Source organism: Marinobacter adhaerens HP15 (genome assembly GCF_000166295.1).
Classification (GTDB): domain Bacteria; phylum Pseudomonadota; class Gammaproteobacteria; order Pseudomonadales; family Oleiphilaceae; genus Marinobacter; species Marinobacter adhaerens.
The window spans coordinates 2292801-2305670 of the sequence record NC_017506.1; the positions used below are offsets into that span (position 1 = coordinate 2292801).

General features: G+C 56.2%; 8 protein-coding genes and 4 tRNA genes. 1 reads left to right on the top strand and 11 read right to left on the bottom strand.

Annotated features, from left to right (window positions below):
• Positions 1-101: 101 nt before the first annotated feature.
• The 10 genes from HP15_RS10855 to HP15_RS10900 form a co-directional block, all read right to left on the bottom strand.
• Positions 102-1946 carry a SurA N-terminal domain-containing protein gene (locus tag HP15_RS10855; RefSeq protein WP_014577520.1) on the bottom strand — a complete coding sequence of 615 codons (1845 nt, stop codon included), beginning with the start codon at positions 1944-1946 and terminating at the stop codon, positions 102-104.
• A gap of 156 nt (positions 1947-2102) precedes the next feature.
• Positions 2103-2375, bottom strand: coding sequence for an HU family DNA-binding protein (locus tag HP15_RS10860; RefSeq protein WP_008174603.1), 273 nt, complete (start codon positions 2373-2375; stop codon positions 2103-2105).
• 238 nt (positions 2376-2613) lie between these two features.
• Positions 2614-5031 carry an endopeptidase La gene (gene lon, locus HP15_RS10865; protein WP_014577521.1) on the bottom strand — a complete coding sequence of 806 codons (2418 nt, stop codon included), beginning with the start codon at positions 5029-5031 and terminating at the stop codon, positions 2614-2616.
• Between the two features lie 162 nt (positions 5032-5193).
• Complete coding sequence (gene clpX, locus HP15_RS10870) at positions 5194-6477, bottom strand: ATP-dependent Clp protease ATP-binding subunit ClpX (RefSeq protein ID WP_008174598.1); 1284 nt, start codon at positions 6475-6477, stop codon at positions 5194-5196.
• Between the two features lie 76 nt (positions 6478-6553).
• Entirely contained in the window at positions 6554-7189 is a 636-nt protein-coding gene (gene clpP / locus HP15_RS10875) for an ATP-dependent Clp endopeptidase proteolytic subunit ClpP (RefSeq protein ID WP_039882061.1), read from the bottom strand.
• Between the two features lie 174 nt (positions 7190-7363).
• Positions 7364-8668 (bottom strand): trigger factor, encoded by a 1305-nt coding sequence (gene tig / locus HP15_RS10880; protein WP_008174593.1) that lies wholly within the window; start codon positions 8666-8668, stop codon positions 7364-7366.
• Between the two features lie 222 nt (positions 8669-8890).
• Positions 8891-8975 (bottom strand) — tRNA-Leu (locus HP15_RS10885).
• A 79-nt stretch (positions 8976-9054) separates the two neighbouring features.
• A tRNA-His gene (locus HP15_RS10890) sits at positions 9055-9130 on the bottom strand.
• Between the two features lie 75 nt (positions 9131-9205).
• Positions 9206-9282: transfer RNA gene (locus HP15_RS10895), tRNA-Arg, on the bottom strand.
• A gap of 33 nt (positions 9283-9315) precedes the next feature.
• Positions 9316-9392, bottom strand: a tRNA-Pro gene (locus HP15_RS10900).
• 234 nt (positions 9393-9626) lie between these two features.
• On the opposite strand from HP15_RS10900, the gene folD reads away from it, so the two are divergent.
• Positions 9627-10484 (top strand): bifunctional methylenetetrahydrofolate dehydrogenase/methenyltetrahydrofolate cyclohydrolase FolD, encoded by an 858-nt coding sequence (folD, locus tag HP15_RS10905; RefSeq protein WP_041645301.1) that lies wholly within the window; start codon positions 9627-9629, stop codon positions 10482-10484.
• 83 nt (positions 10485-10567) lie between these two features.
• On the opposite strand, the gene HP15_RS10910 is transcribed toward folD, so the two are convergent.
• Positions 10568-12748: a malate synthase G gene (locus tag HP15_RS10910; protein WP_014577523.1), complete on the bottom strand. Its 2181-nt coding sequence runs from the start codon at positions 12746-12748 to the stop codon at positions 10568-10570.
• Positions 12749-12870: the final 122 nt, after the last annotated feature.

Here is a 12870-nt window from a genome sequence, read left to right on the forward strand (position 1 = left end):
ACAATAGAAGAGGTCAGCAGATACAAGAAAGCCCGGGCATTCGCACCGGGCTTTTCGTTGATCGCGGGGCGCCATTCGGCGCCTTTTTCATGACGCGGATATCAGGGTCTCTCGACCTCCGCCCGGTTTCGAAGGAACTGCTGGTACGCGGCGTATTCCCTCTGGCCTTCGAGAGATGCCAGGAATTCCCGAAGCTGGTTCAGTTCGGTACCATCTTCCGAGACCTGCCCGTCCGTGACCTCGTCCAGCGCGATCACCGCGGCAGAATTGGCCATCACAGCCTTGCCAAACCGGGCGCCATCCGCAGGGCGCGGCAAAGAAAACACCTGCTGGAGAATGGCGGGACCTGCCTCGGAGGCGTTCCGTGCCAGCCCTTCATAGCTGGACCACTCACCAATACCCTCGGGGCTCTGACCTGACTCAAGGTCAGCGATAATCGCGTCAGCCCTTTCAGAAAGAGCTTCCCGCGTCTTGCGCTGCTCCAGCGTCGTCCGGATCTGATCGCGAACCTGATCCAGGGGCAGCTGCTCGGCTTCATGATACTTATTCACCCGGGCAACGACAGACACGTTGTCACCCACATCGATCAACTCGGTGTTGTAACCCGCGTCCAGGACATCTTCGGAAAACAACTGCCGTACCAGACCGGCGTGGTCAAATGGCGCCTGACCACCGTCACGGGTAACGCCGTTGGCCTCCCGCACCTCAAGCCCGAGCTCTTCGGCAGGGCCCGCCAGATCATCGGCGGCATACGCGGAGTCGGCAAGCTCTGCCCGGACTTCAGCAAACTGCTCACGAGCCTTTTCACGGGCCAGCTCACGACGGAGCTGGTCTTCCATTTCATCCAGAGACGGCACCTCGGACTCCCTGACATCCTCGAGGCGAATAAGATGAACCCCGAACGATGTCCGAACCGGCTCGGAAACTTCGCCTTCCTCAAGGGCAAACAGGGCTTCCTCGAAGGGCTCGGCGTAAATGCCACGACCGGCATAGCCCAGATCGCCGCCGTCTTCGGCCGAAACGGTATCAATGGAGTACTCCCGCGCCAGGTCAGCAAATGACTCCCCAGCCGCCAGGCGCTCCTGGATCGTTGCCATGGTTTCGTCCGCGTCACTGCCCTCTTCGATCAGGATGTGGGACGCCCGACGCTCCTCACTGGCCAAATCGGCCGCCTGCTGCTCGTAGTAGGCCTGAAGCTCCGCATCGTCAACTTCAATGCTCTCAGCAAGGGCACCCAGCGAAAGTGTGATGTAGGCAGCGTCTACACGCTCTGGCTGCTGAAACGCGCCCGAGTTTTCTTCATAGAAGGCTTCAACGTCAGCATCAGAAACCGATACTGCGTCCGCCACTGAGCTGGCAGGAATATCCAGTACCCGGAAACTGCGTGTCTGGTTCTGAATCTGGAGCAGCTGTTCGGCATTCTCATCCGCCACCAGGCCACTCTGAACGATACCCGCACGGATCTGGTTCACCACATATTGCTTGCGCATGGCTTCCCGAAACTCGCCCACGCCCATGCCCATATTACGGACTGTGGCCACAAAGCGGTCGCGATTGAACTGGCCATCCACCTGGAACTGCGGCATCTGGGTAATCAACGCATCGATATCAGCATCATTGAGTTCCAGTCCCTGAGCGTTGGCATCCTGGATCAGGACCTGCTCCTGGATCAGGGAATCCAGAACGTCTGTGCGAATCTGGTCTTCGTCAAGCATCGAGGGATCCGGGTTTTCCATTCTGGATAGCCGGCGCTGGCTCTCCATCTGGACCACGCGGAGAAACTCCCGCTCGGTAATATCCTCGCCGTTGACGGTTGCCACCTCAGGCTCGCCGGAGAAGCCGCCGACAATGGCGTCCATCCCCCAGATGGATAGCGACACAATAAGAAGACCAATGATGACCTTGGCGATCGTGCCCTGGGCATTGTTCCGAATATCTTGAAGCATGTTTCTCCCGGATCCCTGTTCAAGGTAGTGCAGTTTTATTCGTTTCAGCGCGCGGCGAAGGGCGGACCTAACGTAAAAAGGCGCACCCGGTGTGGAATGCGCCTTGAATTCTTCTTGGGTGGCTTCCTGCGACAGAAGCCACCGGAGAAAGAACCGTTACTTAACGGCGTCTTTCAGGGCCTTGCCTGCTTTGAACCCAGGCACTTTGGAGGCCGGAATCTTGATCTCGGCACCAGTCTGCGGGTTACGACCGGTACGAGCAGCACGCTCTTTTACGGAGAAGGTACCAAAACCGATCAGAGTTACCTGATCGCCTTTTTTCAGGGCACCGGTGATTGAGTTGGTCATTGCGTCCAGAGCACGGCCAGCGGCGGCTTTGGAGATATCTGCGGACTCTGCAATTGCATCGATAAGTTCGGACTTGTTCACACTAAACCCCTTCGATTTCAGGTTGAAGATGTTATAGGTTGGTTTGTTTTTTCTCGGACGTTCTCGACTATCGCATAAGCGGTCGGAGAATTCCATTCTTCACTTTTCTTATTCCTTTCGGCTTTATACCGGCATTCGGAATAGGGACTGACTGCGCGGGAGCCCTTGGTATTGGCTGCTTCACGGCGAAACAGTTATACCAATGGGCTCTCAGGCATGTCAACAACTCATCAAGGCTTTAATGTGTATTTATGCGCTCTGACGCGTCGCCTTCTTCGTCACGCGGCTTGCCAGAACCCGTTTCCGGAGATGAATCTTCAGCCCTGGGCTCGGGTGAATAGGCCAGTGCAATATCCAGCACTTCGTCGATCCACTTCACAGGACGAATCTCCAGCGACTCCTTGATGTTTTCAGGTATCTCCTTGAGATCCCTGACATTCTCATCCGGAATGATCACCGTCTTGATGCCACCCCGATGCGCTGCCAGAAGCTTTTCTTTCAACCCACCGATGGCAAGAACACGTCCACGCAGAGTGATTTCACCGGTCATTGCAACGTCGGCGCGAACCGGAATCTTGGTCAGAGAAGAAACCAGCGCTGTGCACATACCGATACCGGCACTGGGACCATCTTTCGGTGTCGCGCCCTCCGGTACATGCACGTGCAGATCGTGCTTCTCGTGGAAATCATCGGCAATTCCAAGACCGGGTGCCCGGCTACGTACCACTGTCAATGCCGTCTGGATGGACTCCTGCATGACATCACCCAGGGAACCCGTCTTCACGACCCGGCCCTTGCCAGGCGTGAGGGCGCACTCAATATGCAGCAGTTCGCCACCCACCTGGGTCCAAGCCAGACCGGTCACCTGACCAATCTCGTTCTTTTCCTCGGCGAGGCCGTACTTGAATTTTTTGACCCCCGAGTAATCTTCGAGCATGTCCTGCGTGAGAGTGACAGAGACCTTCTCTCCGCTTTCCACATGGTCACGCACCACCTTGCGGCAGATCTTGGCAATCTCGCGCTCCAGGCCACGTACACCGGCTTCACGGGTGTAATAGCGGATCAGGTCGCGAAGGGTGTCCTCTGGCAACTTGAGCTCATCCTTGCGCAAGCCGTTGGCCTTGATCTGCTTTGGCAACAGATAACGCAGCGCAATATTGACCTTCTCGTCCTCCGTGTAACCCGGGATACGGATGATTTCCATCCGGTCCAGCAGGGCGGGAGGAATGTCCATGGAGTTGGAGGTACACACGAACATCACATCGGAGAGATCGTAATCCACTTCGAGGTAGTGATCGTTGAAGGTGTGATTCTGTTCCGGGTCGAGGACCTCCAGCAGCGCTGAGGCCGGATCACCACGATGATCCATGCCCATCTTGTCAATTTCATCGAACAGGAACAGCGGATTCTTCACGCCCACCTTGGACAGTTTCTGAAGAAGCTTACCGGGCAACGCACCAATGTAGGTTTTCCGGTGGCCGCGGATTTCAGCTTCATCACGCACGCCGCCGAGGGCCATCCGGGTGTACTTCCGGTTGGTCGCACGGGCAATGGACTGACCGAGCGAAGTCTTGCCCACACCGGGAGGACCAACCAGGCAGAGCACAGGACCCTTGACCTTCTTCACACGGCTCTGAACCGCAAGGTATTCGAGAATACGCTTTTTGACTTCATCGAGGCCATAGTGGTCCCGATCGAGAATTTCACGGGCTTTTTCGATGTCGTGACGGACACGGCTGCGCTTCTTCCAGGGAATCGCCAGCATCCAGTCAATATAACCACGGACGACGGTCGCTTCCGCAGACATCGGAGACATCATCTTGAGCTTGTTCAGCTCCGTTTCAGTCTTTTTGCGGGCCTCTTCCGGCAATCCGGCTTCTTCCAGCTTCTGCTCAAGCTCTTCGAAGTCGTTGTTGCCTTCGCCCAGGTTACCCATCTCTTTCTGGATAGCCTTCATCTGTTCGTTCAGGTAGTACTCGCGCTGGCTGCGCTCCATCTGCTTTTTCACGCGGCCACGGATGCGCTTCTCAACCTCGATCAGGTCGATTTCGCCATCCAGCTTACCGAGCAGCAAGTCCACCCGCTTGCGGATATCCAGCGCTTCCAGCAGTTCCTGCTTTTCCGGAATACGCATTTCCAGGTGAGCAGCCATGGTGTCGGCCAGGCGTTCAAGCTCCTCAATACCGGTGAGAGCATTGGAGACCTCGGAAGGGACCTTTTTGGAGAGTTTCACGTACTTCTCGAACTCGTCCATCAGGGTCTTTATCAGGACCTCCTGCTCGCGCTCGGGCAGCCCTTCTTCATCCATCAGGACAGCGCCACCGGACAGGTACTCACCCTCGGAGATATCGCTGATGGTGGCTCGGGCGTTGCCCTCTACCAACACCTTGACGGTGCCATCGGGCAGGCGAAGCATCTGCAGAACCGTTGCCAGCGTGCCCATCTCGAACACATCCTTCGGACCCGGCTCATCAGTAGAGGCGTCTTTCTGGGCTACCAGGAGGATTTCCTTGCTTCCTTCCATCGCGGCTTCGAGAGCCTGAATGGATTTTTCTCGGCCCACAAACAGTGGGACCACCATGTGCGGAAACACCACTACGTCACGCAGCGGAAGCAGCGGGTACTCTTGCACGGCATCTTCGGGTATACGGGTCATTGGGAATCCTCTGACGGTATTTCTTTCAGCATATCACCCTTCATTGGGGCGCCCGCAAAAATTGCAATCTTTTTACTAAACGAAACAGGGCAGGAATATCGCAATACAAAAACGCGAAAAGGGGCGTTGCCGCCCCTCTTCATTTCAACCGCTAGCCTAGACTCAATCCTCGGGCACAGCCTTGGCGTGATCACTGCTGGCGTAAATCTTGAAGGGCTCGGAGTCCCCGCTGATCACGCTCTCATCGATCACCACTTTGGTCACGTCATGCTCAGAGGGAATCTGGTACATGGTGTCCAGAAGCGTCGCTTCCATAATGGAACGCAGACCACGGGCGCCTGTCTTTCTCTCCATGGCCTTGCGGGCAACAGCCCGAAGCGCATCTTCACGAAAATCAAGCTCGACCCCTTCCATATCAAACAGCTTCTGGTACTGCTTGGTCAGGGAGTTCTTGGGCTCGGTCAGAATCTGCACCAGCGCTTCTTCATCAAGTTCGTTTAGGGTTGCCACTACCGGCAAACGACCCACAAACTCCGGAATCAGGCCGTACTTCACGAGGTCCTCGGTCTCCACATCCTTGATAACGTCGCCGGTGTTCTTGGCATCGTCCTGGCTGGCAACCGAAGCAGAGAAACCGATGCTGTTCTTCTCGGTACGCTCGCGAATTACCTTGTCCAATCCGGCAAAGGCGCCACCGCAGATAAACAGCATATTGCCGGTATCAACCTGCAGGAATTCCTGCTGCGGATGCTTGCGACCTCCCTGCGGCGGGACCGATGCAACGGTACCCTCGATCAGCTTCAACAGTGCCTGCTGAACACCCTCACCGGAAACATCCCGGGTAATGGAAGGGTTGTCAGACTTGCGGGAAATCTTGTCGATCTCGTCAATGTAGACTATGCCCCGCTGAGCCTTGTCGACATCGTAATCGCATTTCTGCAGCAGTTTCTGAATGATGTTCTCGACATCCTCACCAACGTAGCCGGCTTCAGTCAGCGTGGTGGCGTCGGCGATCGTGAAGGGCACGTTCAGCATCCGCGCCAGAGTCTCGGCCAGCAGAGTTTTACCACTACCGGTTGGGCCAATCAGCAGAATGTTACTCTTGCCTAGCTCGACATCACCCTTGCCTTCGCCATAACGCAAACGCTTGTAGTGGTTGTAGACCGCCACCGACAAGACGACCTTGGCCCGGTCTTGACCAATCACGTATTCATCAAGGGTATTGCGGATCTCGGCCGGTGTAGGAAGGCGATCGCTCGGCTCTTCCTGTGCATTCTCCTGGATTTCCTCCCGGATAATGTCATTGCACAGGTCGACACACTCGTCGCAGATGAACACCGAGGGCCCTGCAATGAGCTTTCGGACTTCATGCTGGCTCTTTCCACAAAACGAGCAGTAGAGCAACTTGCCGTTATCGTCGCCCCTGCCGTTTCTTTCATCTGCCATTGAAATACCTCTGATCTCGTTTTGCCGGCGTCACTGCCTGATACGCCGGCCAAGTATGATGCGATTACTTCCAGTATTATTTATTCGGTACGCGCTTATCAAGTATTGAATCGATCAGCCCATACTCTTTCGCCTGAGCCGGATCCATGAAGTTGTCACGGTCCGTATCCTTGGCGATAGTCTCCAGATCCTGACCGGTGTGATGGGCCAGGATCGAATTCAGGGTATGACGAATCTTCAGGATTTCACGGGTGTGAATCTCGATATCCGTTGCCTGACCCTGATAGCCACCCAGCGGCTGGTGGATCATCACTCGGGAGTTCGGCAGACACGCCCGCTTCCCGGCAGCACCGCCCGCCAAAAGGAAGGCACCCATGCTGGCCGCCTGGCCAACACAAAGGGTGGCTACATCCGGCTTGATAAACTGCATGGTGTCGTAGATAGACATACCTGCAGTTACCGAGCCGCCGGGGCTGTTGATATAGAGGTGAATATCCTTGTCCGGGTTTTCAGACTCGAGGAACAGGAGCTGGGCCACAATCAGATTCGCCATGTGGTCCTCAACCGGACCCACCATGAAGATCACCCGCTCCTTGAGCAGACGGGAATAAATGTCGAACGACCGCTCGCCGCGAGCTGTCTGCTCGATAACAATCGGTACCAGTCCGGAATTGGTAACCATTGCGGGACCATCAATTGGTTTCTGCGTCATGATGCGCCTGAACTCCTTATGGACAATGGGTCGTGGACTCGCGCCACGGCAGTTTCAATAAAGTTGCACCCCATACTTTGCCAGCAGCGGCCCCAGATGAAAACAGCCGGGCATGCCGGCTGTTCTCAGGGGTCGGCCTTCGGGACCGGCTTTCTACTCCGATCCCGGGCAAAATCAGCGCTGGGGCTGACCGGCCTGAACGGCCTCTTCATATTTGACTTTCTTTTCTTTGACCTGGGCCTGCTCCAGCACGTGGTCAACAACTGCATCTTCCAGGACTGAAGACTCAATCTGAGACTTCTGCTCCGGGTTGCTGTTGAAGTGTGCAACCACTTCTTCTGGCTGTTCATACGTAGACGCGATCTCCTGGATCTTTTCGTCTACCTTGGCCGGGTCGGCTTTCAGGTCGTTTTTCTTGACCACTTCCTGGAACAGCAGGCCAGTCTTCACGCGGCGCTCAGCCTGCTCCTGGAAAATTTCCTTGGGCAGCTGCTGCGGATCAATCTGGCCGCCGAAACGCTGGACGGCGTCCTGACGGAGACGATCGATTTCCTGATCAACCAGGGCAGCCGGAATATCCAGCTCAGTGGTTTCCAGCAGACCGTCAACAACGTCGTTCTTGACCTTGTTGGAAACCGCCTGCTTGAGCTCGCGCTCCATGTTCTTTTTGACTTCTTCGCGGAAAGTCGCTTCGTCTTCGGCATCAATACCGAACTTCTTGAAGAATTCGGTGTCGAGTTCCGGCAACTGCGGCTCTTCAACCTTGTGAATCTTGATCTCGAACTTGGCCGGCTTACCCGCCAGATCTTCGTTGTGGTAATCCTCCGGGAAGGTAACCTCAATTTCCATGTCTTCGCCGGCCTTACCACCAACGATGGCCTTCTCAAAGCCCGGAATCATCTGGCCGGAGCCCAGAGTCAGACGATGGCCTTCAGCGGCTCCGCCTTCGAATTCTTCACCGTCGATAAAACCTTTGAAGTCAATGGTCAGCACGTCCTTGTTTTTGGACTTGCGCTTGACTTCTTTCATGGTGGCCTGCTGACGACGCAGGTTGTCGATCATGTTGTCGACATCTTTGTCGGTGATCTCGGAAGTCAGCTTCTCGACTGAAATCTTGCTGAGATCGCCCAGCTCGATTTCCGGCAGCACTTCGAAGATGGCGACAAATTCAAGGTCTTTGCCCTCTTCCATGGTCTTTGGCTCGAACTTCGGCCAACCTGCCGGGTTGATATCCTGTTCCTGCAGTGCCTTGATGTAGTTGTCGCGCATAACCTCGCCAACGATTTCCTGGCGGACGCTGTCACCGAAACGACGCTTGACGACGCTCATGGGCACCTTACCCGGACGGAAACCGTTCAGGCGCACGGTACGCGCTGTTTCCTGCAGGCGTTTCTGGACCGCCTGGTCGATTTCCTGGGCGGGCACACCAATCGTCATTCGACGCTCGATGTTGGAGGTCGTTTCAACAGACACTTGCATGGAAGATCCTCAAATTACAGGTTCGGTATGTGAATGAAATTAAACCTAAAAGTCCGGTCCAAGGGAGATTCCCGGAAAAGGACCGAAAATTAAAAGCCGGTAGTTTATCATGCTTTGCACCGCCGAGAGAATCACCCTGCAATGCAGTTTGATGCTGCACAGTCACGGGACCGGCCGAATCTTGAAGACAGAGATGGGGACGAAAGAGAAAAAAGAAAGGGGTGGTGCGCGAGGAGAGACTCGAACTCTCACGGGTTGCCCCACTGGAACCTAAATCCAGCGCGTCTACCAGTTCCGCCACTCGCGCACAACAGACTGAAGAATGCCCGATGGCAAGCCTGCCATCAATCTATTCAACAAACGCGGAATCTACTCTGAAAGAAAAGTGGGGTGGACGAAGGGGATCGAACCCTCGACCGCAGGAGTCACAATCCTGAGCTCTACCAACTGAGCTACGTCCACCACATCGGGACATGCCTTTACTTTTCAACTTTGCTGGTTACGGTCGCTCCGGCGCGGACCAAGCCAACGACTTGATGGCGCGCCCGGCAGGACTCGAACCTGCGACCACCCGCTTAGAAGGCGGGTGCTCTATCCAGCTGAGCTACGGGCGCTTAACCGTTCGCCCACCTGAACATTCAGAAATTTGGTCGGGGTAGAGAGATTCGAACTCCCGACATCCTGCTCCCAAAGCAGGCGCGCTACCAGACTGCGCTATACCCCGTCTGAACTGAACAACAAGTGCCTCAGCAAAGTTGGCGCGCATATTACCGGCGCCGGAGGGTGCCGTCAACACGTATTTCCAAATTCCCTGAAACAACAGTCTCTTCAGTGACAAAGCGCCCTGACAAAAGTTCCGGCGCGCGCCGCCCAGACAACCGTCCAATTGGAGTTCCGGCGGAAGCATGAGACAATGCCGACCCTTCAATTTACCGATGCCCAACCGACAAGACGAGACATGACCGCCAAACTGATCAACGGAAAAGAGATTGCCGCCGAAGTAAGACAGCAAGTCGCCGCAGGGGTGGAAGCAAGAACCCAACAGGGGCTCAGGGCGCCCGGACTGGCCGTAGTCCTGGTCGGCAACGATCCCGCATCCCACGTTTACGTGGGCAATAAACGGAAGGCGTGCGACCAGGCGGGAATCCTCTCACTCTCATACGATCTGCCGGAAGACACTTCCCAGGAAGCGCTGGAAGCACTGATTGATGAGCTGAACGAGAACCCCACCGTGGACGGGATCCTGGTGCAACTCCCCCTGCCCTCGCATCTCGATGCAGATCCGATTCTGGTAAAAATCCGGCCAGATAAAGACGTTGATGGCTTCCATCCATACAACATCGGTCGCCTGATGCAGCGTAAGCCCACCCTGCGCCCCTGCACACCGGCCGGCATCATTACCCTGCTCGACAGCATCGACACGCCCTACAAAGGCCAGCACGCCGTCATCGTTGGCGCCTCCAACATCGTCGGCCGCCCCATGAGCATGGAGCTGCTATTGAAGGGTGCCACGACAACCGTGTGTCACCGATTCACGCCAGATCTGGAGAAGTTTGTTCGTGAGGCTGACATCCTGGTCGCAGCCGTCGGCAAGCCAGGCCTGATCAAGGGCGATTGGGTAAAACCGGGTGCAACCGTGATTGATGTGGGCATCAACCGGATGGACGACGGGAAACTGCATGGCGACGTTGATTTCGCAGCCGCTTCGGAGCGCGCAGCCTATATAACGCCGGTTCCCGGCGGCGTAGGGCCGATGACCATCGCCACCCTGCTGCAAAACACCCTCTATGCGGCTGATGTCTTGCACAGGGACTGAGCCCGGAGTCAGGGTTCAGGCTCTGCCTGATCCGACGTGCCACAAAAAACCCCGCCGAAGCGGGGTTTTTTATTTCGCAGCTCTTACTGCCCGTATTTGGCTTTCGCCTTCAGACGGTAAGCGTGCAGTAGCGGCTCGGTGTAGCCATTAGGCTGCTCGCGGCCCTTGAGAACCAGATCCAGCGCTGCCTGGAAGGCGACACTGTCATCGAAGTTCCCGGCCATCGGGCGGTACGCCGAATCACCGGCGTTCTGCTTGTCGACTACCGCTGCCATACGCTTCATGGTCTCCATGATCTGATCTTCAGAGCAGATACCATGGTGCAGCCAGTTGGCCAGCAACTGGGAGGCGATACGCAGAGTCGCACGGTCTTCCATCAGGCCGACATCGTTGATGTCCGGCACCTTGGAGCAGCCAACACCCTGGTCAATCCAGCGCACAACGTAACCAAGGATGCCCTGGGCGTTGTTGTCCAGCTCCTGCTGGATGTCCTCGGCGCTCAAAGAAGCGGGATCATCCATCACCGGTACGGTCAGGATATCGTCCAGCGCGGCGCGGGTGCGGCTTTCCAGCTGCTTCTGGACATCAGCCACACTTACCTGATGGTAGTGAGTGGCGTGCAGTGTAGCCGCCGTGGGAGATGGAACCCAGGCAGTGTTCGCACCGGCCTTCGGATGCCCGATTTTCGCTTCCAGCATGCCAGCCATCAGGTCAGGCATGGCCCACATGCCCTTACCAATCTGGGCAACGCCACGGAAACCGGTTTCCAGGCCGATGTCCACGTTCCACTGCTCGTAGGCATTGATCCAGGTCGCCTGCTTCATCGCACCCTTGCGGATAAACGGACCCAGCTCCATGGAGGTATGGATCTCGTCCCCGGTGCGATCCAGGAAACCGGTGTTAATAAACACAGCCCGCTCTTTCGCGGCGTGGATACAGGCTTTCAGGTTAACTGTGGTGCGACGCTCCTCGTCCATGATGCCGACCTTCAGGCTGAAGCGCGGCAGGCTCAATGCATCCTCTACACGACCGAAAAATTCGTTGGTGAATGCCACCTCTTCCGGCCCGTGCATCTTAGGCTTCACGATATACATGGAGCCTTTGGTGCTGTTCTGGAACTTGCCATTGCCCTTCATGTCGTGAATGGCGATCAGCGAGGTGATCAGACCGTCCATCAGGCCTTCCGGCACTTCGTTACCGTCTTTCAGCAGGATGGCCGGGTTGGTCATCAGGTGGCCGACGTTACGGATAAACATCAGGCTGCGGCCTTTCAGGCTCAGCTCGCTGCCGTCTGCCGCGGTGTAGGTGCGATCCGCGTTCATCTTGCGGGTCAACTGCTCGCCACCTTTCTCGAAGGTTTCCTGCAGGTCGCCCTTCATCAGGCCCAGCCAGTTGCGATAGGCCAGCGCCTTGTCGTCGGCGTCTACAGCGGCCACGGAGTCTTCGCAGTCCATGATGGTTGTCAGTGCAGACTCCATCAGTACGTCTTTGACGTGGGCACCGTCGTCTTTGCCAATCGGGTGAGTGGCATCGATCTGGATCTCGAAGTGCATGCCGTTCTTGACCAGCAGTACGCCGGTGGGCGCATCAGCGGCACCGGTGTAGCCAACAAAGCCGGCTTCGTCTTTCAGGCCGGTGGACTCACCGTTCTGCAGCTTGACGACCAGTTTGCCACCTACAACCACATACTTGGCAGCATCTTTGTGACTGCCAGAGGCCAGCGGTGCCGAGCTGTCGAGCAGGTTGCGGGCCCACTCGATAACTTTTGCACCGCGAACCGGATTGTAACCACGGCCTTTTTCAGCGCCGTCTTCCTCGGAAATCGCGTCGGTACCGTACAGCGCATCGTACAGGCTACCCCAACGCGCGTTCGCAGCGTTCAGAGCAAAACGGGCGTTCATGATCGGCACCACCAGCTGAGGGCCGGCCATGGTTGCCACTTCCGGGTCGACATTGGAGGTGGAGATCTTGAACTCGGAAGGCTCGTCAACCAGGTAACCGATGTCTTTCAGGAAAGACTTGTATTCGCCCATGTCGAGCTTCTGGCCCTTGTGATCCCGGTTCCAGCTGTCCATTTTTTCCTGGATAGCATCACGCTTGGCCAGCAATTCACGGTTGCGTGGCGCCAGCTCGTTCACGATCTTGTCAAATTCTGCCCAGAATTTATCGGCATCGATTCCGGTGCCCGGGATCGCTTCGTTGTTCACGAAATCATACAGATTCTTTGCGACCTGAATGCCGCCGACTTGTACGCGTTCTGTCATCGTTGTCTGCCTCAGTGGGTTACGTTTCCCGACTCCCCCTTCATCTTGAGGGGGCATTCTAATTTGAGCGCCGCATTGTAAGGGAAAATCCTTACAAGATCATTCCTGCAGGCGCAAAACTG

What these genes read in the sequence shown, in the direction of transcription:
- HP15_RS10855 (WP_014577520.1), bottom strand. Translation starts at nt 1,946, where the DNA reads ATGCTTCAAGATATTCGGAACAATGCCCAGGGCACGATCGCCAAGGTC.
- lon (WP_014577521.1), bottom strand. Translation starts at nt 5,031, where the DNA reads ATGACCCGTATACCCGAAGATGCCGTGCAAGAGTACCCGCTGCTTCCG.
- clpX (WP_008174598.1), bottom strand. Translation starts at nt 6,477, where the DNA reads ATGGCAGATGAAAGAAACGGCAGGGGCGACGATAACGGCAAGTTGCTC.
- clpP (WP_039882061.1), bottom strand. Translation starts at nt 7,189, where the DNA reads ATGACGCAGAAACCAATTGATGGTCCCGCAATGGTTACCAATTCCGGA.
- tig (WP_008174593.1), bottom strand. Translation starts at nt 8,668, where the DNA reads ATGCAAGTGTCTGTTGAAACGACCTCCAACATCGAGCGTCGAATGACG.
- folD (WP_041645301.1), top strand. Translation starts at nt 9,627, where the DNA reads ATGACCGCCAAACTGATCAACGGAAAAGAGATTGCCGCCGAAGTAAGA.
- HP15_RS10910 (WP_014577523.1), bottom strand. Translation starts at nt 12,748, where the DNA reads ATGACAGAACGCGTACAAGTCGGCGGCATTCAGGTCGCAAAGAATCTG.